This window comes from Cupriavidus basilensis OR16, from assembly GCF_000243095.1.
GTDB lineage: Bacteria > Pseudomonadota > Gammaproteobacteria > Burkholderiales > Burkholderiaceae > Cupriavidus > Cupriavidus basilensis_D.
The window spans coordinates 25146-44765 of sequence record NZ_AHJE01000020.1; the positions used below are offsets into that span (position 1 = coordinate 25146).

A 19620-nucleotide genomic window follows, 5' to 3' on the forward strand; every position below is an offset into this window, starting at 1 on the left:
GCCAAAACAAAAGGGCGGCATCGCTGCCGCCCTGTATTTTGCCCGAGGATAGCACGAATTGCAGGCAAGGTCCGCTCTGCCCGCCCCTCGCGCTTCGTCCTAGACTTCCACCTTCTCGTTTTCCGGCGCTTCCGGCGGTTCCGCGGCAGCCTCGGCAAAGTCCAGCTTGATCTGGTCCTGCTCGTCGAGATCCACCACGACCCGGCCACCGGACACCAGCTTGCCGAACAGCAGTTCGTCAGCCAGCGCCTTGCGGATCAGGTCCTGGATCAGGCGCTGCATCGGCCGCGCGCCCATCAGCGGGTCGAAGCCCTTCTTGGCCAGGAACTTGCGCAGATGGTCGCTGAAGCTGGCCTCCACCTTCTTCTCGTGAAGCTGCTCCTCAAGCTGCATCAGGAACTTGTCGACCACGCGCAGGATGATCTCCTCGTCAAGCGAGCGGAAGCTGATGATGGCATCCAGCCGGTTACGGAACTCCGGCGTGAACATGCGCTTGATGTCGACCATCTCGTCGCCCTGCTCGCGCGAGGACGTGAAGCCGATGGTGGCCCGGTTCATGGTTTCCGCTCCCGCATTGGTGGTCATGATGATGATCACGTTGCGGAAATCGGCACGGCGGCCGTTGTTATCGGTCAGCGCGCCATGGTCCATCACCTGCAGCAGGATATTGAAGATATCCGGATGCGCCTTCTCGATTTCGTCCAGCAGCAGCACGCAGTGCGGCTTCTTGGTAACGGCCTCGGTCAAGAGGCCGCCCTGGTCAAAGCCCACATATCCCGGCGGCGCGCCGATCAGCCGGCTCACCGCGTGGCGTTCCATGTATTCGGACATGTCGAAGCGCAGCAACTCGATGCCCATGATGAAGGCGAGTTGCTTGGCCACTTCGGTCTTGCCCACACCGGTCGGGCCGGAGAACAGGAAGGAGCCGATCGGCTTGTCCGTCTTGCCCAGGCCCGCGCGCGACATCTTGATGGCCGAAGCCAGCGCCTCGATGGCCGGCTCCTGGCCGAACACCACGGATTTCAGGTCGCGGTCCAGGGTCTGCAGCTTGCTGCGGTCGTCCTGGTTGACACTCTGCGGCGGGATGCGGGCAATGCGCGAGACGATGTCCTCGATCTCGCCCTTGCCGATGGTCTTCTTCTGCTTGGACTTCGGCAGGATGCGCTGGGCCGCACCGGCCTCGTCGATCACATCGATGGCCTTGTCAGGCAGGTGGCGGTCGGTGATGAAGCGTGCCGACAGCTCGGCCGCCGCGGTCAGAGCCGCCGCTGCGTACTTGACGCCATGGTGCTCTTCGAAGCGCGACTTCAGGCCGCGCAGGATCTGCACGGTCTGGTCGACCGACGGCTCCACCACGTCGATCTTCTGGAAACGGCGCGACAGGGCCGCGCGTCCAGCGTCCCGCCCGAAGCGGCGCCCGCGCCGATCAGCGTGTGGATCTCGTCGATGAACAGGATCGCGTTCGGATTGTCCTTGAGCGACTTGAGCACGCCTTTCAGGCGCTGCTCGAAGTCCCCGCGGTACTTGGTGCCGGCCAGCAGGGCGCCCATGTCGAGCGAGTACACGACCGCCTTTTCCAGGATGTCGGGCACTTCGTTCTTGGTGATGCGCCAAGCCAGGCCTTCGGCGATCGCGGTCTTGCCGACCCCGGCCTCGCCCACCAGCAGCGGGTTGTTCTTGCGGCGGCGGCACAGCACCTGGACCACCCGCTCGACCTCGCTTTCGCGCCCGATCAGCGGATCGATCTTGCCGGCCTTGGCCAGCGTGTTCAGGTTCTGGGTGAACTGCTCTAGCGGGCTTTCCTTGCCATCGCCGCCTTCGCCCTCGGCCGTGCCGTCGCCATGCTTGGCGGGCTCGGCCTGGTCCTTGCGGATGCCATGGCTGATGAAATTGACCACATCCAGCCGGGTCACGCCCTGCTGCTGGAGGTAGTACACCGCGTGCGAGTCCTTCTCGCCAAAAATCGCCACCAGGACATTGGCCCCGGTCACTTCCTTCTTGCCGTTGGAAGTGGACTGGACATGCATGATGGCGCGCTGGATGACGCGCTGGAAGCCAAGCGTAGGCTGGGTATCCACCTCGTCGGTGCCAGGCACCACGGGCGTGTTGTCCGCGATGAAGTTCTTCAGACTGGTGCGCAAATCCTCAATATTGGCTGCGCAGGCGCGCAAGACTTCCGCTGCCGTGGGGTTGTCAAGCAACGCCAGTAGCAGGTGCTCCACGGTTATAAACTCGTGGCGTGCCTGCCGGGCTTCAACAAACGCCATGTGCAGGCTGACTTCCAATTCTTGCGCAATCATGCTTCCTCCATCACGCACTGCAACGGATGACCCGCCTGCCGTGCGTGGGTTGACACCAGCTCGACCTTCGTTGCCGCGATATCCCTGGTATAGATGCCGCAGACCCCCTTACCCTCCCGGTGGACGGTCAACATGATCTGCGTTGCCGTCTCCCGGTCCCTGCTGAAATACTGCTGCAGGATCATCACGACAAACTCCATCGGGGTGAAGTCGTCATTCAGCAGCAACACCTTGTACATGGCGGGCGGTTTGAGCGCCTGCTCTTTCCGCTCCAGTACGGTGCCTGCTTCGCGTTGTGGGACATTTGCCAGCCGTGTAGCCATGGCTTTATTCTAACCCTTACGCACAACTCTGCAATTTGGGGAAAAGACGCCGGATTCAAGAGGCCGATGCAGCGGCCATCCAAATTCCGGAGATGCCGAAGGCATCCGGGTTCACCTCAGAGGCCACCTTGCGGGCCACCTCATGGGGCGCGCGGCATCGCCGTACGCCCGTCCCCTCCAAAATACCACCTACAGCCGTTCCTTTCCCGCCACACCCTACCGGGAGTGGGGAATCTGCCAACTTGACACTGCGCAGGTTTGACAGAAGAATCGTTCGCACATTCACGTCCGGTTAAGCGAGCCAAGCAATAATCCGGATTGAGTGATCCGTGAGCAGGGAGGCCCACGAACCCAGCGGCGGCGAGTCAGCACATAAACTGGCCGCCACGCGGTGTCCGCACAGTCGTACCTCTGCGCCCGATCCGGTTTGATCCGGCCAGCGCGCGAGAACACTAGCCGGGCACCCACTGGCCGCGGCGCTTTCCCCCGCTCGTATCCTGCTTTTTTTGTTGGGGGAGTTTATGGCAAGCGGTATCGTCAAATGGTTCAATGACGCCAAGGGCTTTGGGTTCATCAAGCCGGACGACGGCGAAGAAGAACTGTTTGCGCACTTTTCGGCCATCCAGATGAATGGCTTCAAGACCCTGAAAGAGGGTCAGCGCGTATCCTTCGAAATCATCCAGGGCCCCAAGGGCAAACAAGCCACGAATATCCAGGATCACGCCTGAAGATTCGGTGCGCGGCCGCACCAGCCGGTAGAGCTTGAGGCGGCCACGACAGGATGCGGGGGATCATCCCCGGAACGGGATCGGCCTGCCCCGCCCCAAAGCAAGCAGGCTGAACAGCAGTACGTAACGCATCCGACAAAAAGCCCGGTCAGGTCAATGCCGGGCTTTTTGTTTGCCTGCTCGACGTTCGCGTCTGTGCGCCAGCCATGCAAAACCGGTTGTTTTTGGCGCTTTTTTGGCCGATTCGCGCGCGATTCTGGCTGTTTGTTGCTTACCCAAACATTTTGGCATGTGTGCTTGCACGTCGGACATCGACTCGCAGTGCCGACTGCTATCCGACTGGCAGCGAGGGGAGAAATGCTGCGATACGAGAGCACTCGCCCGGCGTAACCCAATGGGTTGCACTTTACCCATGAACCGCTAAAGGGCGGCTTCGCCATACAAAAAAACCCCGGAGACCGCTGAGTCACCGGGGTTTTTGATTCAGGCCGGTATGGCCCGAACCATGATCACATGTTGTCGATCAACACCTGCCCAAAGCCTGAGCACGAAACCTGCGTCGCGCCTTCGAGCAGGCGGGCGAAGTCGTACGTGACCTTCTTCGACAGGATGGACTTCTCCATCGAGGCAATGATCAGGTCGGCGGCTTCGGTCCAGCCCATGTGGCGCAGCATCATTTCGGCGGAGAGGATTTCGGAACCCGGGTTCACGTAGTCCTTGCCTGCATACTTCGGTGCGGTGCCGTGGGTGGCTTCGAACATGGCCACGGAGTCCGACAGGTTGGCACCCGGGGCAATGCCGATGCCGCCAACTTGCGCGGCCAGCGCGTCGGAGATGTAGTCGCCGTTCAGGTTCAGCGTGGCGATCACCGAGTATTCGGCCGGGCGTAGCAGGATCTGCTGCAGGAAGGCGTCGGCGATGGCGTCCTTGATGACGATTTCGCGGCCGGTCTTCGGGTTCTTGAATTTGCACCACGGGCCGCCGTCGATCAGCTCGGCGCCGAACTCCTGCTGTGCCAGCTCGTAGGCCCAGTCACGGAAGCCACCTTCGGTGAACTTCATGATGTTGCCCTTGTGCACGATGGTCACCGACGGCTTGTCGTTGTCGATCGCGTACTGGATGGCCTTGCGCACCAGGCGTTTGGTGCCTTGCTTGGAAACCGGCTTGACGCCGATGCCCGAGGTATCCGGGAAACGGATCTTCTTCACGCCCATTTCGTTCTGCAGGAAGGCGATCAGCTTCTTGGCCTGCTCGCTCTCCGCTTCCCACTCGATGCCGGCGTAGATGTCTTCCGAATTCTCGCGGAAGATCACCATGTCGATCTTTTGCGGCTCGCGCACCGGCGAGGGCACGCCCTTGAAGTACGCCACCGGACGCAGGCAGACGTACAGGTCCAGTTGCTGGCGCAGCGCCACGTTGAGCGAGCGGATGCCGCCGCCAACCGGGGTGGTGAGCGGGCCCTTGATGGACACCACGTAGTCCTTCAGGACTTCCAGGGTTTCTTCAGGCAGCCACACGTCAGGGCCATACACCTTGGTCGACTTCTCGCCGGCGTAGATCTCCATCCAGGAGATCTTGCGCTTGCCGCCGTAGGCCTTGGCCACGGCCGCGTCGACCACCTTGATCATCACCGGGGTGATATCCAGGCCCGTACCGTCGCCTTCGATGAATGGAATGATCGGATTGTCCGGAACATTCAGCGAAAAATCCTGGTTGACCGTGATCTTTTCGCCGGCCGGAACCTTGATGTGTTGATACATGACGTCTCCAGTACGGAACGGGGGGGTTGCAACGAGCCGCCGGATTCGTGACCAGACGGCGAGATTTGGATGGCGCGCGGGCATTTTAACGGCGATCGGCGCAGGGGCGATGCCGCAGCGCACCACGCGCTGCGCTGCGCGGCTATGCGCCACACGCATATTGGTCTTATATAAGACATAAGACCATTTCGTATTATGCAGCAAATTTTCATCATCCGCCATCCTGGCCGGGCCCGCGCCGCCCTGCGGGCTGCGGCATACTGACGCCCTTAGCGCGCCTGCCCGCGCGCCAGGCTCCAATACTCTCGATGACGTTGATCGCACTGAACAAACCCTTCGGCACCATGAGCCAGTTCTCCGCTCACCCGTCGCGCCCGACTCTCGCCGACTGCGTGCAGCGGCCCGGCGTGTATCCGGCGGGAAGGCTCGATGCCGATAGCGAGGGCCTGCTGCTGCTGACCGATGATGGCATCCTGCAGGCCCGCATCGCCGATCCCCACCACAAGCTGCCCAAGACCTATCTGGCCCAGGTTGAAAACGTGCCGGGCGAAGCCGCCCTGGCGCAACTGCGCGATGGCGTCGACCTCGGGGACTTCCGCACGCTGCCGGCGCGAGCGCGCTGCATCGACGAGCCGGGGTTCCTGTGGCCACGCAATCCGCCGGTGCGATTTCGCGCCGCCATCCCGACCCAATGGCTGGAACTCGAGATCCGCGAGGGCAAGAACCGGCAGGTACGCCGCATGACCGCGGCAGTAGGCTTTCCAACCTTGCGCCTGGTGCGCGTGCAAATTGGCGCGCTCGACCTGCGCACGCTCGGACTCGCGCCGGGGCAATGGTGCGAGATCGACCCGAGCGCGCTCGGCCTGGAAGCCGCGGCCGCGCCACGCCCCCGCGCGATCGTGCGCGGAGGCGGAGCGGGGTCGGCAACCCGCCCGGCGGAGCGGCGCCAAGCGCGCCCTCGCGCAAAAAGTTACAAAAATTAACAAGTCGCGGGTCAACGGCTCACCACCTCGTTTCGTTTTTGACACTGACGCGTCGCATACGAGTCAACTCTTCCGAATCGATTTACCTTCGAGGTAGTTAAGCATGAACAAACTGATCGCTGCTCTGGTTGCCGGCCTGTTCGCCACCGGCGTTTTCGCCCAAGCCGCCGCACCCGCGCCGGCAGCCCCGGCAGCCCCGGCTGCTGCAGCGCCTGCCGCCGAAGCACCGGCTGCAAAGCCCGCGACGAAGAGCACCAAGAAGTCCAAGAAGCACGCTCACAGCAAGACCAAGGCTGCTCCGGCTGCCAAGGCCGACGCTGCTGCAACGAAGTAAGAGTTTGCAGGCAGGCCGGGCTTTGCGCCCGGCAAGCAAGGCAGGTTGCCCTCAAGGCGCCTGCCTTTTTTCTTGCCCGCGACAATCAGGCCTGCCGCAACGAAGTGGAATATTTGTCCGTGCCGCTCGCGCGGTAGCTGCGCTATGCTGGCGGCTGTCCCGTACCCGTCATTCGCTGCTCCAACTCATGCGCCCTTTCCTCAAGAACCTGCTCGTCGGCAGCTGCGCCCTCGCCGCCATGGCCGCCGCCTGCGCCCAGTCCCCGGCCAGCTTGCCGGTCAGGCAACTCACCGCTGGCATGTACGCGATCAAGGCGGAAATCGCCGCCACGCCGGACGCCCGCGAGCTCGGCCTGATGTACCGCAAGACCATGCCCGCCAACGAGGGCATGCTGTTCGTGTTCGACGAGAAAGCCGGACACTGCTTCTGGATGAAGAATACCGACCTGCCACTGTCGATCGCCTTCCTGGCCGATGACGGGTCCATCGTCAATATTGAAGACATGGCGCCCCAGACCGAGGACAACCACTGCCCGCGCGCGGCCGTGCGCTACGCGCTGGAGATGAACAAGGGCTGGTTTGCGCAGAAGGGCCTGAAGGCCGGCGCGAAGATCGGCGGCCTGCCGCAGGCGCGCTAAGGAAAGAGGCAGGCGCGCGGCAGCATGGCTGCCGCGCCTGCCGGCGACGAGATCAGTCGCGGAAGTTGTTGAAGTCCAGCGGTGCTTCGGGGACGTCCTTGCGCAGCAGCGCGATCACGCTCTGCAGATCGTCGCGCTTGGTGCCCGTGACACGCACCGCGTCACCCTGGATGCTGGCCTGCACCTTGATCTTGCTGTCCTTGATCATCTTGACGATCTTCTTTGACAGATCGCCGGTGACGCCCTTCTTGATGGTGATGACCTGCTTGACCTTGTCGCCACCGATGCGCTCGGTCTTGCCGTAATCGAGGAAGCGCACGTCGACATTGCGCTTGGCCATCTTGCTGATCAGCACGTCCTTGACCTGGCCGAGCTTGAAATCGTCATCGGCGAAGGCGGTGAGCTCGTTCTCCTTGTGCTCGACCCGCGAATCCGAACCCTTGAAGTCGAAACGGTTCGTGATTTCCTTGTTGGCCTGCTCGACCGAGTTCTTCACCTCGATCATGTTCGCTTCGCACACTACGTCAAACGACGGCATTGCATTCTCCTTGTCTTGCTGCGTGTTGCTGTGTATTGCCACTTGCCCGCATGGTCCTGCGGGCCTTGTCCTGCGCGCACGCCGGCTGGCGGCGGCGCTTACGTATAATCCAGCCTACCCTGCAGTCCGGTGCCGTCGACCACGGCGGCCGCTTCACCTTTCCCTTGCATGGCAGATTTCCTCGAATTTTATCCCCTGCGCCGCCACAATACATTCGGATTCGACGTGCGCGCGCGCTTTGCCGTGCACGTGCGCAGCGAAGCCGACCTGCTGGCGGCCCTGGCCGATCCCCGCGCCCAGGGCCTGCCGCTGGTTGTGCTCGGCGGCGGCAGCAATGTGGTGCTGACGCAGGACCTCGACGCGCTGGTGCTGTTGATGGAGATCCCTGGCTACGCGGTGGCCACCGGCGCCGACGCCCACCTGGTGACGGCCGGCGCCGGCGAGAACTGGCATGCGCTGGTCTGCCGCACCATCGCCGACGGCTTCCCGGGCCTGGAAAACCTGGCCCTGATCCCCGGCACCGCAGGCGCCGCGCCGATCCAGAACATTGGCGCCTATGGCGTGGAGCTGCGCGAGCGCTTCTACAGCCTGCGCGCATTTGACCGGCACGGCGGCGAATTCGTCTGCCTGACGCTGGCGCAATGCCGGTTCGCCTACCGCGACAGCCTGTTCAAGCAGGAGGGCCGAGACCGCTACATCATTACCGCGGTCACGCTGCGCCTGCCGCTGCCTTGGCAGCCAGTGCTGGGCTATGCGGAACTGGCGCGCGAGCTGGCCACGGAGGGTGCTGCGGCGGCGCCTACGGCGCACGGTATCCGCGACGCCGTGATTGCGATCCGCTCGCGCAAGCTGCCAGACCCTGCACAGGTCGGCAATGCCGGCAGCTTCTTCAAGAACCCGGTGGTGAGCGCCGGGCAGCGCGACGCGTTGCTGGTGCAGTATCCCAACCTGGTCAGCCATGCGCAGCCCGACGGCAGCTACAAGCTGGCTGCCGGCTGGATGATCGATCAGTGCGGATTCAAGGGCTTGAGCGACGGCCCGGTGGGCGTCTACGGCAAGCAGGCCCTGGTGCTGGTGCACCACGGCGGCGGCACCGGAGCCGCACTGCTGGCGCTGGCCAACCGCATCGCCGATGCGGTGCAGGCCCGCTTCGGCGTGCGCATCGAGCCCGAGCCGGTGGTGCTTTAAGCCACGCGGCACGGGGGCCGGCCTGCTTTGCCTGGCTCAGGCGAAGTGGCAGACGTAGTCCAGCGTTTCGGTCACTTCGATATCGAAGCTGCTGTCGCCGGGCACGTTGAACTGCTGGCCGGCGCCATAGGTATGCCACTGGTCTTCGCCAGCCAGCTTCACGCGGCACACGCCACCATTGATTTCCATGATTTCCGGAGCGCCCGTGCTGAAGGTCAGCGCGGCGGGGAAAATCACGCCCAGCGTCTTGCGGGTGCCGTCCGGGAACAGCACGGTGTGGCTCACGCACTTGCCGTCGAAGTACAGGTTGGCTTTCTTGACGACGGATACGTTGTCGAACTGGCTCACGCTATTTCTCCTTGATGCTCTTGGTTCTGAATGACTGAATCGGGAATATCGGCGGGCAAGGCGGCGCAAAAAAGGGGCCATGACGGCCCCTCTTCTGTTGCATGCCTGCAGTCTGGCTTACTCGCCGCGCTGGCGGCGAGCGTTTTCGGCGATGCGCATGCGCAGCGCGTTCAGCTTGATGAAGCCGCCGGCGTCGGCCTGGTTGTAGGCACCGCCGTCATCGTCGAAGGTCGCGATGGTCTTGTCGAACAGGGTGTCCTTGGAATCGCGGGCGACCACGATCACATTGCCCTTGTACAGCTTGACGCGGACCCAGCCGTTGACCTTGGCCTGGGTGTGGTCGATCAGCACTTGCAGCGCACGGCGCTCCGGGCTCCACCAGTAGCCGTTGTAAATCAGGCTGGCGTAGCGCGGCATCAGGTCGTCCTTCAGGTGAGCCACTTCGCGGTCGAGCGTGATCGACTCGATAGCGCGGTGGGCCTTCAGGATGATGGTGCCGCCAGGGGTTTCGTAGCAACCGCGGCTCTTCATGCCGACGTAGCGGTTCTCCACCAGGTCGAGGCGGCCGATGCCGTGCTTGCCGCCCAGGCGGTTCAGCTCGGTCAGCACTTCGGCCGGCGTCATGCGCTTGCCGTTCAGGCCAACGATGTCGCCACCCTCGAACTCGACGTCCAGGTATTCGGCCGCATCCGGTGCGTTCTCCGGCGACACAGTCCAGCGCCACATGTCTTCCTCGGCCTCGGCCTTGGGGTCTTCCAGGTGGCGGCCTTCGAAGGAGATGTGCAGCAGGTTGGCGTCCATCGAGTACGGAGCGCCGCCCTTCTTGTGCTTCATGTCGATTTCGATGCCGGCCTTTTCTGCATAGGTCAGCAGCTTCTCGCGCGACAGCAGATCCCACTCGCGCCACGGGGCGATGACCTTCACGCCCGGCTCCAGGCCGTAGTAGCCCAGTTCGAAGCGAACCTGGTCGTTGCCCTTGCCGGTAGCGCCGTGCGACACAGCGTCGGCGCCGGTGCTGCGCAGGATTTCGATCTGGCGCTTGGCGATCAGCGGACGCGCGATCGAGGTGCCGAGCAGGTACTCGCCTTCATAGACGGCATTGGCACGGAACATCGGGAAGACGAAGTCGCGCACGAACTCTTCGCGCAGGTCGTCGATGAAGATGTTTTCCGGCTTGATGCCGAACTTGAGCGCCTTCTGGCGTGCAGGTTCGAGTTCCTCGCCCTGGCCAATGTCGGCGGTAAAGGTGACCACCTCGCACTGATAGGTGTCTTGCAGCCACTTCAGGATCACCGAAGTGTCCAGCCCGCCGGAGTAGGCGAGCACGACTTTCTTGATATCGCTCATGTTCGACTCGATGCGAAAAGTAAGCGCGGCCAGCCACAAGGCCAGTCACGCGAGAAAAAGGGATGCGGAAAAACCGCTATTTTGACACGTCCGCCCCGGCTTGGGCGGCACTTGGCGAGCCGGGCGGGCATGGAGGCACCGGATCGGCGCACCGCATGTGCGCCAAACGTGGCGCCACCCCGCCTGCGGTCAGTAACGCCCGCAGAGCAGGTATTCCATCAGCGCCTTCTGCACATGCAGGCGGTTCTCGGCCTCTTCCCAGACCACGCTCTTGGGGCCATCGATCACGGCGGCCTCGACTTCCTCGCCGCGGTGGGCAGGCAGGCAGTGCATGAACAGCGCATCGTCGCCGGCGCGATCCATCATGGCGGTGGTCACCATCCAGTTCTGGAAGGCGCGCTTGCGCGCGTCGTTCTCGGCCTCGTAGCCCATGCTGGTCCACACGTCGGTGGTGACCAGGTCGGCACCCTGGCAGGCGGTCAGCGGATCGTCGAACACCTTGACCAGGTGAGCGGCCGTTGCCGGCACCATGGCCGGATCGAGCTGGTAGCCGGGGGGCGCGGAGAAATGGAACGTGAAGCCGAGGCGCTCTGCCGCCTGGATCCAGGTGTAGGCCATGTTATTGGCATCACCGATCCATGCGACGGTCTTGCCGCGGATGCTGCCGCGCTGCTCGATGTACGTGAAGACATCGGCCAGCACCTGGCAGGGATGGTATTCGTTGGTCAGCCCGTTGATCACCGGCACCCGCGAATGCGCAGCGAATCGCTCGATGATTTCCTGGCCGAAGGTGCGGATCATGATGATGTCGACCATGCGCGAGATCACCTGCGCCGCATCCTCGATCGGCTCGCCGCGCCCCAGTTGCGAGTCGCGGGTGTTGAGGAAAACGGCGTGGCCACCGAGCTGGTGGATGCCGGCCTCGACCGACAAGCGCGTACGAGTCGAGTTTTTCTCGAAGATCATGGACAGCGTGCGGTCGTGCAGCGGATGCCATGTCTCGTAGTTCTTGAACTTGGTCTTCAGAATCCGTGCGCGGTCCAGCAGGTACTCGTACTCGTCGGGAGTCAGGTCGCTGAACTGGAGGTAATGCTTGATCGAAGTTGGGCTCATAAAACAAAGAAGGCGGCTCGGTGGTGGCATGCCGCCATGAAGGGTTCATGACCTGGCCATGCCGCGGAGCCGCCTTTCGCGTCGCTTACGCAATTTAACTGTAAGAATCATAAGGGATTATTGTGGCTTTGGCGAGCGTGCGCGGCACCTCGCCCGGCACGGAGGCTTATGCGCCAGTCTTATATAAGATATAATACTGGCTGATTCACGCGGGGCCCGGCATACCCATGCCACAGCCCGCTGCCGGCATCAAAAGTGCCCCCGCCGACACCGACGCCCCCGCCGCCACGGCCGGAATGAAACGAACCAATCGTTTCCTGGCCGCGTCAAACGGGCTTCCGTTTGGTCAGTCTGGCGGGTTTACCGTCGAGTCACCCGTCTTATCCCCGCAGTCCCATGAATCCCACAGTTCGCGAATACTTCATCCAAGGCATCACCAAGGAAGGCAAGACCTTCCGCCCAAGCGACTGGGCTGAACGACTGTGCGGCGTGATGGCGCAATTCCGCCCCGAGGGCGACACCGGCGATCCCCGCATTACTTACTCACCTTACGTGCGGCCGGTGATGGCCGGCGGGTTGAAGAGCGTGGTGGTCGATGCGCGGCTGCGCGACATCGAGCCCAAGGCGCTCGACTTCGTACTCAACTTTGCCCGCGACAACAACCTGCAACTGGTCGAAGCCTGCTCGCTGGAGTGAGCCGGTTCCACGCGCTGAAGCTGCGGCCATGCCGCGGCCAGCCGCAAGCGCCATCGGGACCCGCCAAAGCCAAAGCCAAAGCGACAAAAGCAAAAGCCAAGGCAACAAGGACCAAGGCACACAGGGGATAGGACGTGACACGCCACCGAAGCAGCGCGACCACGCGCAATGGCCGGCGAACAGCCGGAAGGTGCCCGGCTTGCGCCCGGCACCAGTGCCTATGTCAGGCAGCCATCGACTTGATAGCCGACGACAGGCGCGACTTGTGGCGCGCAGCCTTGTTCTTGTGCACGATCTTCTTGTCGGCGATAGCGTCGATGATCGATTGCGAGTTCTTGAAGATCTCGGCAGCAGCAGCCTTGTCGCCGGCTTCGATTGCCTTGCGAACAGCCTTCACTGCGGTACGCAGACGCGAACGCAGGCTGGAGTTGTGGGCGTTCTGGGCGACGGCCTGGCGCGCGCGCTTGCGAGCTTGTGCGGAATTTGCCATTTAAGTAGATTTCCTGAATTCAGATGCGTGCCCGACGGAAGGACGGAGCAAACCGCGGACACAATTAAGTGCACATCAAGCGACCCGGGATGCACTGGCACACGAATCCGGAACGCAACTAGCCTTGTGAATCGGCAATTATACACACAAGAAAAAGCGGCTGGCAAGCCGAGCCACGCCTCATCTAAGGCGGGGTGACGCAAAGGCCGATATAACCACGCTGCTGCCGCCACCCCTTGCCGCCGAATCATCTTGAACCTGCTCAAAGCGCTCGCCACCATCAGCAGCCTGACGATGCTGTCGCGCATCACGGGCCTCATCCGCGAGATCCTGATCGCGCGCGCCTTCGGTGCCTCGGACATGACCGACGCCTTCAACGTGGCGTTTCGCATCCCCAACCTGCTGCGCCGGATCTTCGGCGAGGGCGCGTTCTCGCAAGCCTTCGTGCCAATCCTGGGTGAATACCACAGCAAGCGCGGCGAGACCGAGACCCGCGCACTGATCGATGCTGTTGCCACGGTCATGACCTGGGTCCTGATGGGCGTCTCGCTGCTTGGCGTGATCGGCGCGCCGGTAGTCATGATGGTGGTCGCCACGGGCTTTCGCCAGCATGGCGGCGAAACCTATGACGCCGCGGTCTTCATGACACGCGTGATGTTTCCCTACATCGGCCTGATCTCGCTGGTGGCGCTGGCCTCCGGCATCCTGAACACCTGGCGCCGCTTTGCCATGCCGGCCTTCACCCCGGTGCTGCTCAATCTCTGCCTGATCATTGCCGCGCTGTTTGTCGGCCCGCATATGGCGCAGCCAATCTACGCGCAGGCCTGGGGCGTGCTGGTGGGCGGCATCCTGCAACTGGCGGTGCAGGTTCCGGCGCTCCGGCGCCTGGGCGTGATGCCGCGCCTGCGCTACAACCTGCGCGCGGCCTGGGCCGAACCCGGTGTGCGCCGCGTCATGCGGCAGATGGCGCCGGCGCTGCTGGCGGTCTCGGTGGCCCAGATCAGCCTGATCATCAATACCAATATTGCCTCGCGCCTGGCCGCCGGCAGCGTGTCCTACCTGACCTATGCCGACCGCCTGATGGAGTTCCCGACCGCGCTGCTGGGCGTGGCGCTGGGCACCATCCTGCTGCCGAGCCTGTCGAAAGCCAGCGCCGAGGAAAACCGGGCCGAATACTCCGGACTGCTGGATTGGGGTCTGCGCCTGACCTTCCTGCTGGCCGTGCCGTGCGCGGTCGGGCTGTTTGTATTCGGAGCGCCGCTCACGGCGGTGCTGTTCAACTACGGCAAGTTCGACGCCCATGCGGTGGAGATGACCCGCCAGGCCCTGGTCTCCTACGGCATCGGCCTGCTGGGACTGATCCTGATCAAGATCCTAGCGCCGGGCTTCTACGCCCGCCAGGACATCCGCACCCCGGTCAAGATTGCCCTGCTGGTGCTGGTGATCACGCAGTTGTCCAATTACGTCTTCGTGCCGCGCTTTGGCCATGCGGGCCTGGCGCTGTCGATCAGCTTCGGCGCCACCGTCAACGCGCTGCTGCTGTTCCTGGGCCTGCGCAAGCGTGGCTTCTACTCGCCGGCCAAGGGCTGGTGGCTGTTCCTGGCCCAGTTGCTGACCGCCGTCACACTGCTGGCCGGCATGCTGCTGTGGTTCGCCCGCAACTTCGACTGGGTCGCGCTGGGCGCCACGCCACTGTTGCGTATCGCCCTGCTGGCCTCGTGCCTGGTACTTGCGGCAGTCGTCTACTTCGGTACACTGTGGCTCATGGGGCTGAGATACTCCGCTTTCAAGCGGAGAGCCGGCTAACAAGCCCCCGCCTGCCAAACCGCCCTTCCCGCCAGCGCCAGACGGCGCCGGCCAAGGGGTGCGGCAGTGCGCGGTGCAGGGTCAAGGCTACTGAGGTTGTGTCAAAATGAGACGAAGCGGTTCTGCCCAGGCGCGCGACCGCGGACGGTACCAATGCACTGTCCGGGAATGCACGTCACGCCGCCAGCCTCCAACTGGAACAGCCGCCAGGCCGCATTCAGGAAAGCTGCAATGACAACCACGAAAGTCCTGGATTACTTTGCCAGTCTCGTGGCAGATGAGAACGGTATCCCGCTTACCGAGACCGTGCTCTCGATCGCCCAGGACGCCTATCCGGACCTGGACCTGCAGGCCGAGCTCGCAGCGCTCGACATGCTCGCGGTACGCCTGAAGCGCCGCGTCGCCGACGGCACGCCGGCCATCCAGCGCATGCGCCTGCTCAATCATTTCTTCTACCGCGACCTGGGCTTCGGCGCCAACGCGAACGACTACTACGACCCCGACAACTCGTACCTGAACGTCGTGCTCAAGCAGCGCCGCGGCATCCCGATTTCGCTTGCGGTGCTCTATATGGAACTGGGCCAGCACATCGGGCTGCCGCTCAAGGGCGTGTCCTTCCCCAACCATTTCCTGGTGCGGATGTCGATTCCGGCCGGCGAGGTGGTGGTGGACCCGCTCACCGGCGAGACCTTGTCCAAGGAGCAGTTGCAGGAGATGCTCGACCCGCACCTGGAGCGCGAGGGCATTGCTGACCCCAACGAGGTGCCGCTGGGCCTGTTCCTGCAGGTGGCCAGCCACCGCGAGATCGTGGCGCGCGTGCTGCGCAATCTCAAGTCGATCTATCTGCAGGAGTCGCGCTGGCAGCGCTTGCTGGCGGTGCAGAACCGCCTGGTGATCCTGCTGCCCGGCTCGATCGAGGAAGTGCGTGACCGCGGGCTGGCTTATGCCAACCTGGAGTGCTTCCGCCCGGCGCTGGCGGACCTGGAAGCCTATGTGATAGCGCGCCCGGATGCGGCCGACACCACCCAGATCCGCGACCGCATGCCGGCGCTGCGCATGATGAGCCGCAGCGTCAGCTGATGCGCAAGCCGGGGCAGGCCGTGGCCCGCCCCACCGGCTCAGGAAGGACGGCGCTTGGCCCCCCGCACGAGCTTCCATAGCCCGCCCAGCACCAGCGGCACCACCGCCGCGCCGATGCCCGCCAGCACGATCAGGTTCAGGTACTGCTTGATGAACGGCAGGTTGCCGAAGAAGTAGCCGGCAAACACCAGGCCCAGCACCCAGGCCGCCGCGCCGATCACGTTGAACAGCTGGAACTTGGCGAAGGTCATCTGCGACACGCCGGCCACGAACGGCGCGAAGGTACGCACGATCGGCAGGAACCGCGCCATCACCAGCATCTTGCCGCCATGGCGCTCATAAAAATCGTGGGTCTTGCGCAGCGCCTGCTGGTCAAGAAAGCGCCAATGCCCGTCGAACACCTTCGGGCCGACCCAGCTTCCCACGAAGTAGTTGACCGTATTGCCGCCAATCGCCGCCACCAGCAGCAGGCCGACCAGCGCCCACTCGTTCATGGCGTGCGTGGCGCAGAAGGCGCCGGCAATAAACAACAGGGAGTCGCCCGGGAGGAAGGGCAGCACGACTAATCCCGTCTCGGCGAACACGATCGCAAAGAGGATGGCGTAGACCCATGCACCGTAGTTCTGGATGACGGTGCCAAGGTATTTGTCGACGTGCAGCAGCATGTCGATGAACTGCAATGCGATATCCAATTCGATCCCCGTTCTCTATTCAGCCGACATCATACAAGACCGGACAGGCGGCAAAGCCACCTTGCCTGGCCACTTTCCACACGCCGGGCGTGCGTCGGCCAAGCGGCGCACCCACGTATAATTCCGCCCATGCCTGCCCAAGCCCCGCACCCCGCCCAGCCGCTCCGTCCCATCCGCCCCCTGCCCGACCAGCTGATCAGCCAGATCGCGGCCGGCGAGGTGGTGGAACGTCCCGCCTCCGTGGTCAAGGAACTGCTGGAGAACGCGCTGGACGCGGGCGCCACCCAGCTCAATATCCGCCTCGAGAGGGGGGCGTGCGCCGCATCGTGATCGCCGACAACGGCTGCGGCATCCCCGCCGCCGAACTGCCGGTCGCGCTGATGCGCCACGCCACCAGCAAGATCGCATCGCTGGGCGAGCTCGAAGCCGTGCTGACCCTGGGCTTTCGCGGCGAGGCGCTGGCCTCGATCGCCTCGGTATCCGAGCTGACCCTGACCAGCCGCACCGCCAGCGATTCGCATGCGATGCAGGTGGTTGCCGACACCGGCGTGGTACAACCCGCATCCGGTGGCGTGGGCACCACCGTGGACGTGCAGCACCTTTACTTCAACACGCCGGCACGCAGAAAGTTCCTGAAAACGGAACAAACTGAGTTTGGCCATTGCCTGGAGATGGTGCGGCGGGCGGCGCTGGCACGCCCGGACGTGGCCATCTCGGTCCATCACAACGGCAAGCCAATGGAGCACTGGAACGCTGGCGACGTCGCCACGCGCACGGGCCAGGTGCTGGGCGCCGACTTCGCCAATGCCCGGCTGCCGCTGGATGAAGAGGCCGGCACCCTGCACTTGTATGGCTTTGCCGGGCTGCCCACCGCGTCACGCGGCCGCCCGGACCAGCAATTCTTCTTCGTCAACGGCCGCTACGTGCGGGACAAGCTGCTGACCCATGCGGTGCGCAGCGCCTATCAGGACGTGCTGCACGGCGACCGCTTCCCCTCCTACGTGCTGTGCCTGGACCTGCCGCCCGAGATGGTGGACGTGAATGTGCACCCGTCCAAGATCGAAGTGCGTTTCCGTGAATCTCGCTCGGTGCACCAGTTTGTCTACCACGCCGTGCAGCGTTGCCTGGCGCGGCAGGCCGGCGAGCAGGGCGACAGCCTGCATACGTCGGTCGACTCGGCCGATGGGGCGGCGGTGGAGCCGCTTGGCGGCGCCGGCGGATTCCCGGGCGCGCGCAGCTTTGGCGGCGGCTCCAGCAGCTCCAGTGGCACCAGCGGCACCAGCGGCACCGCTGGCTTCGGCGGATCGGGCAGGAGCGGCGGCATGGGCGGCGGCGCGAGCCCGCGCCCATGGGTCGACTACACCGCCGCCGCGCGGCAGACCGAGCTCGGCGTGGCGCAGCCCCGGCAGGCGTACCTCGGCATGGTGCGCGACGCGATCCAGCCGGGAGGCGGGTTTTCACGCTCGCCCGCCGCCTACGCGCCGCCGTCCGGCCCGGGCGCCACGCCTCCGGCCTGGCTGGCCGATGCGCAAGCCGCACGCGAGAACGACCCGCCCGGCCTGCTGGACCCGTTGGCCCGCCAGGAACTTCCCGAAGACGAGGCCAGCCCGCTGGGCTATGCCATCGCGCAGCTGCACGGCATCTATGTGCTGGCGCAGAACGCGCGCGGCCTGGTGCTGGTGGATATGCACGCCGCCCACGAGCGCATCCTCTACGAGCAGATCAAGACCGCGCTCGAAGCGCGCGAGCTCGCGGTGCAGTCGCTGCTGATCCCGGTCACGCTCACGGCCAACCCGGTGGAAATCGGCACGGCCGAGGAGCACCAGGAGACCCTTACCCTGCTCGGCTTCGACATCGCGCAGGTCTCACCCACCACGCTGGCGATCCGCGCGATTCCCGCCCTGCTCAAGCAGGCAGACACCGAAGCCCTGGCGCGCGACGTGCTGCGCGACCTGCAAGCCTTCGGCGGCTCGCGCGTGCTGGTCGAGCGCCAGAACGAACTGCTGGCCACGCTGGCTTGCCACAGCGCGGTGCGCGCCAACCGCAAGCTCACGCTGGAAGAAATGAACGCGCTGCTGCGCCAGATGGAGCAGACCGAGCGCGCCGACCAGTGCAATCACGGCCGGCCCACCTGGGTGCAGCTGACCGTGGCCGAGCTCGACCGCCTGTTCCTGCGCGGGCAGTAAGCCGCGTGCCCCACGACTTGATGACAACAGCCTCATCCAGCGGCACCGCCGCAGCCGCATCAGGCCACGCGCCGGTGGTCTGCCTGCTCGGCCCTACCGCCTCCGGCAAGACCGCCGCGGCGCTGGCGCTGGCCGCGCAGACACCGATCGAAATCATCAGCCTGGACTCGGCGCTGGTCTACCGCGAGATGGACATCGGCACCGCCAAGCCCTCGCCCGCCGAACTCGCCGCGGTGCCGCACCACCTGATCGACATCATCGATCCGGCCGACAGCTACTCGGCCGCCCAGTTCGTCACCGACGCCGAGCGGCTGATCGCGGAGATCCGCGCGCGCGGCCGCGAGCCGCTGATCGTCGGCGGCACCATGTTGTACTACAAGGCGCTGACGCAGGGCCTGAATGACCTGCCGCAGGCCGATCCGGCCCTGCGCGCCGAACTGGACGCGCTGGCCGCCGAGCGCGGCTGGCCGGCGCTGCACGCCATGCTGGCCGAGATCGACCCGGTCACCGCGGCGCGCCTCGCACCCAACGATGCGCAGCGCATCCAGCGCGCGCTGGAAATCCACCGCCTGTCCGGCCAGCCCATGTCGGCACTGCTGGCAAGGCAGGCCGACGAACGCACCTTTGCCGGCGCGGCCGACCGCCGTTATCGGGTGATCGCGCTGGAGCCATCCGAGCGCGCCGTGCTGCACGCGCGCATCGCCAAGCGCTACGACGCCATGCTGGCCGGCGGCTTTATCGAGGAAGTGGAACGGCTGCGCGCGCGCGGCGACCTGCAACCCACACTGCCGTCGATCCGCTGCGTCGGCTACCGGCAGGTCTGGGAATACCTCGACGGCGAGACCGATTTCGACACCATGCGCGAACGCGGCCTGGCGGCGACCCGCCAGCTCTGCAAGCGCCAGTTGACCTGGCTGCGCAGCACGCCGGAGCGGGAAGTGGTGGACTGCCTGGCGGCGGACTACGTCTCGCAGGTAGCAAGGCTGGCAAGGATCGGGCAGGCATAGCCGCACCGGGGAACGGGCGTGACCAATCGGCGATAATCTTCGTTTATCTCTTGCCGACAACGTC

The 19620-nt window shown here is 64.4% G+C and carries 19 protein-coding genes and 1 pseudogene; 11 read left to right on the forward strand and 9 right to left on the reverse strand.

Features of this window, described 5'->3' with window-relative positions; translation table 11 throughout:
* Nucleotides 1-99: 99 nt before the first annotated feature.
* A pseudogene (locus tag OR16_RS08310) lies at nucleotides 100-2300 on the reverse strand (AAA family ATPase).
* A complete protein-coding gene (gene clpS / locus OR16_RS08315; RefSeq protein WP_006157525.1) occupies nucleotides 2297-2623 on the reverse strand; it encodes an ATP-dependent Clp protease adapter ClpS in 327 nt (108 codons plus the stop codon). The pseudogene OR16_RS08310 and the gene clpS overlap by 4 nt, the downstream one beginning before the upstream one ends.
* Nucleotides 2624-3144: 521 nt before the next feature.
* Here clpS and OR16_RS08320 point away from each other — a divergent pair.
* The gene (locus OR16_RS08320; RefSeq protein WP_006157526.1) at nucleotides 3145-3351 is read left to right on the forward strand and encodes a cold-shock protein; all 207 of its coding nucleotides are present in this window, start codon (nucleotides 3145-3147) and stop codon (nucleotides 3349-3351) included.
* A gap of 509 nt (nucleotides 3352-3860) precedes the next feature.
* On the opposite strand, the gene icd is transcribed toward OR16_RS08320, so the two are convergent.
* Nucleotides 3861-5111, reverse strand: a complete 1251-nt coding sequence (gene icd, locus OR16_RS08325; protein WP_006157527.1) for an NADP-dependent isocitrate dehydrogenase — start codon at nucleotides 5109-5111, stop codon at nucleotides 3861-3863.
* A 308-nt stretch (nucleotides 5112-5419) separates the two neighbouring features.
* Here icd and OR16_RS08330 point away from each other — a divergent pair, with 308 nt between their 5' ends.
* The 3 genes from OR16_RS08330 (at nucleotide 5420) to OR16_RS08340 (ending at nucleotide 7065) form a co-directional block, all read left to right on the forward strand.
* Complete coding sequence (locus tag OR16_RS08330) at nucleotides 5420-6094, forward strand: pseudouridine synthase (RefSeq protein WP_006157528.1); 675 nt, start codon at nucleotides 5420-5422, stop codon at nucleotides 6092-6094.
* Between the two features lie 103 nt (nucleotides 6095-6197).
* Nucleotides 6198-6428, forward strand: a complete 231-nt coding sequence (locus OR16_RS08335; protein WP_006157529.1) for a hypothetical protein — start codon at nucleotides 6198-6200, stop codon at nucleotides 6426-6428.
* A 187-nt stretch (nucleotides 6429-6615) separates the two neighbouring features.
* Complete coding sequence (locus OR16_RS08340; RefSeq protein WP_006157530.1) at nucleotides 6616-7065, forward strand: DUF192 domain-containing protein; 450 nt, start codon at nucleotides 6616-6618, stop codon at nucleotides 7063-7065.
* A 52-nt stretch (nucleotides 7066-7117) separates the two neighbouring features.
* Here the strand turns inward: OR16_RS08340 and OR16_RS08345 are convergent, their stop codons facing one another.
* Complete coding sequence (locus tag OR16_RS08345) at nucleotides 7118-7603, reverse strand: YajQ family cyclic di-GMP-binding protein (protein ID WP_006157531.1); 486 nt, start codon at nucleotides 7601-7603, stop codon at nucleotides 7118-7120.
* 168 nt (nucleotides 7604-7771) lie between these two features.
* Between OR16_RS08345 and murB the strand changes: the two genes are divergently transcribed.
* Nucleotides 7772-8791, forward strand: a complete 1020-nt coding sequence (murB, locus tag OR16_RS08350) for a UDP-N-acetylmuramate dehydrogenase (protein WP_006157532.1) — start codon at nucleotides 7772-7774, stop codon at nucleotides 8789-8791.
* A 36-nt stretch (nucleotides 8792-8827) separates the two neighbouring features.
* On the opposite strand, the gene OR16_RS08355 is transcribed toward murB, so the two are convergent.
* From OR16_RS08355 to argF, 3 genes are all read right to left on the reverse strand, one after another.
* Entirely contained in the window at nucleotides 8828-9139 is a 312-nt protein-coding gene (locus OR16_RS08355) for a pyrimidine/purine nucleoside phosphorylase (protein WP_006157533.1), read from the reverse strand.
* A 117-nt stretch (nucleotides 9140-9256) separates the two neighbouring features.
* Complete coding sequence (locus tag OR16_RS08360) at nucleotides 9257-10486, reverse strand: argininosuccinate synthase (RefSeq protein WP_006157534.1); 1230 nt, start codon at nucleotides 10484-10486, stop codon at nucleotides 9257-9259.
* A 189-nt stretch (nucleotides 10487-10675) separates the two neighbouring features.
* A complete protein-coding gene (gene argF, locus OR16_RS08365) occupies nucleotides 10676-11599 on the reverse strand; it encodes an ornithine carbamoyltransferase (protein ID WP_006157535.1) in 924 nt (307 codons plus the stop codon).
* 396 nt (nucleotides 11600-11995) lie between these two features.
* Between argF and OR16_RS08370 the strand changes: the two genes are divergently transcribed.
* Nucleotides 11996-12295 (forward strand): DUF3579 domain-containing protein, encoded by a 300-nt coding sequence (locus OR16_RS08370; protein WP_006157536.1) that lies wholly within the window; start codon nucleotides 11996-11998, stop codon nucleotides 12293-12295.
* A gap of 223 nt (nucleotides 12296-12518) precedes the next feature.
* Here OR16_RS08370 and rpsT read toward each other — a convergent pair whose 3' ends face one another.
* Entirely contained in the window at nucleotides 12519-12785 is a 267-nt protein-coding gene (rpsT, locus tag OR16_RS08375; protein WP_006157537.1) for a 30S ribosomal protein S20, read from the reverse strand.
* Nucleotides 12786-13037: 252 nt separating this feature from the next.
* On the opposite strand from rpsT, the gene murJ reads away from it, so the two are divergent.
* Both murJ and OR16_RS08385 read left to right on the forward strand, forming a co-directional pair.
* On the forward strand, nucleotides 13038-14591 hold the full coding sequence (gene murJ, locus OR16_RS08380; RefSeq protein ID WP_006157538.1) for a murein biosynthesis integral membrane protein MurJ: 1554 nt from the start codon (nucleotides 13038-13040) through the stop codon (nucleotides 14589-14591).
* A gap of 231 nt (nucleotides 14592-14822) precedes the next feature.
* A complete protein-coding gene (locus tag OR16_RS08385; protein ID WP_006157539.1) occupies nucleotides 14823-15671 on the forward strand; it encodes a SirB1 family protein in 849 nt (282 codons plus the stop codon).
* A 38-nt stretch (nucleotides 15672-15709) separates the two neighbouring features.
* Here the strand turns inward: OR16_RS08385 and OR16_RS08390 are convergent, their stop codons facing one another.
* A complete protein-coding gene (locus OR16_RS08390) occupies nucleotides 15710-16351 on the reverse strand; it encodes a VTT domain-containing protein (RefSeq protein WP_006157540.1) in 642 nt (213 codons plus the stop codon).
* 141 nt (nucleotides 16352-16492) lie between these two features.
* Here OR16_RS08390 and OR16_RS48155 point away from each other — a divergent pair, with 141 nt between their 5' ends.
* From OR16_RS48155 to miaA, 3 genes are read left to right on the forward strand one after another with little or no spacing between them, the layout of a single operon-like run.
* Nucleotides 16493-16693 carry a hypothetical protein gene (locus OR16_RS48155; RefSeq protein WP_006157541.1) on the forward strand — a complete coding sequence of 67 codons (201 nt, stop codon included), beginning with the start codon at nucleotides 16493-16495 and terminating at the stop codon, nucleotides 16691-16693.
* Nucleotides 16678-18549 (forward strand): DNA mismatch repair endonuclease MutL, encoded by a 1872-nt coding sequence (mutL, locus tag OR16_RS08395; RefSeq protein ID WP_006157542.1) that lies wholly within the window; start codon nucleotides 16678-16680, stop codon nucleotides 18547-18549. The genes OR16_RS48155 and mutL overlap by 16 nt, the downstream gene beginning before the upstream one ends.
* 20 nt (nucleotides 18550-18569) lie before the next feature.
* Nucleotides 18570-19556 carry a tRNA (adenosine(37)-N6)-dimethylallyltransferase MiaA gene (miaA, locus tag OR16_RS08400; protein ID WP_043418999.1) on the forward strand — a complete coding sequence of 329 codons (987 nt, stop codon included), beginning with the start codon at nucleotides 18570-18572 and terminating at the stop codon, nucleotides 19554-19556.
* Nucleotides 19557-19620: the final 64 nt, after the last annotated feature.

What these genes read in the sequence shown, in the direction of transcription:
- murB (WP_006157532.1), top strand. Translation starts at nt 7,772, where the DNA reads ATGGCAGATTTCCTCGAATTTTATCCCCTGCGCCGCCACAATACATTC.
- miaA (WP_043418999.1), top strand. Translation starts at nt 18,570, where the DNA reads ATGACAACAGCCTCATCCAGCGGCACCGCCGCAGCCGCATCAGGCCAC.
- OR16_RS08370 (WP_006157536.1), top strand. Translation starts at nt 11,996, where the DNA reads ATGAATCCCACAGTTCGCGAATACTTCATCCAAGGCATCACCAAGGAA.
- OR16_RS08385 (WP_006157539.1), top strand. Translation starts at nt 14,823, where the DNA reads ATGACAACCACGAAAGTCCTGGATTACTTTGCCAGTCTCGTGGCAGAT.
- clpS (WP_006157525.1), bottom strand. Translation starts at nt 2,623, where the DNA reads ATGGCTACACGGCTGGCAAATGTCCCACAACGCGAAGCAGGCACCGTA.
- OR16_RS08345 (WP_006157531.1), bottom strand. Translation starts at nt 7,603, where the DNA reads ATGCCGTCGTTTGACGTAGTGTGCGAAGCGAACATGATCGAGGTGAAG.
- OR16_RS08335 (WP_006157529.1), top strand. Translation starts at nt 6,198, where the DNA reads ATGAACAAACTGATCGCTGCTCTGGTTGCCGGCCTGTTCGCCACCGGC.
- icd (WP_006157527.1), bottom strand. Translation starts at nt 5,111, where the DNA reads ATGTATCAACACATCAAGGTTCCGGCCGGCGAAAAGATCACGGTCAAC.
- OR16_RS48155 (WP_006157541.1), top strand. Translation starts at nt 16,493, where the DNA reads ATGCCTGCCCAAGCCCCGCACCCCGCCCAGCCGCTCCGTCCCATCCGC.
- OR16_RS08340 (WP_006157530.1), top strand. Translation starts at nt 6,616, where the DNA reads ATGCGCCCTTTCCTCAAGAACCTGCTCGTCGGCAGCTGCGCCCTCGCC.
- OR16_RS08330 (WP_006157528.1), top strand. Translation starts at nt 5,420, where the DNA reads ATGACGTTGATCGCACTGAACAAACCCTTCGGCACCATGAGCCAGTTC.
- argF (WP_006157535.1), bottom strand. Translation starts at nt 11,599, where the DNA reads ATGAGCCCAACTTCGATCAAGCATTACCTCCAGTTCAGCGACCTGACT.
- OR16_RS08320 (WP_006157526.1), top strand. Translation starts at nt 3,145, where the DNA reads ATGGCAAGCGGTATCGTCAAATGGTTCAATGACGCCAAGGGCTTTGGG.
- OR16_RS08360 (WP_006157534.1), bottom strand. Translation starts at nt 10,486, where the DNA reads ATGAGCGATATCAAGAAAGTCGTGCTCGCCTACTCCGGCGGGCTGGAC.
- rpsT (WP_006157537.1), bottom strand. Translation starts at nt 12,785, where the DNA reads ATGGCAAATTCCGCACAAGCTCGCAAGCGCGCGCGCCAGGCCGTCGCC.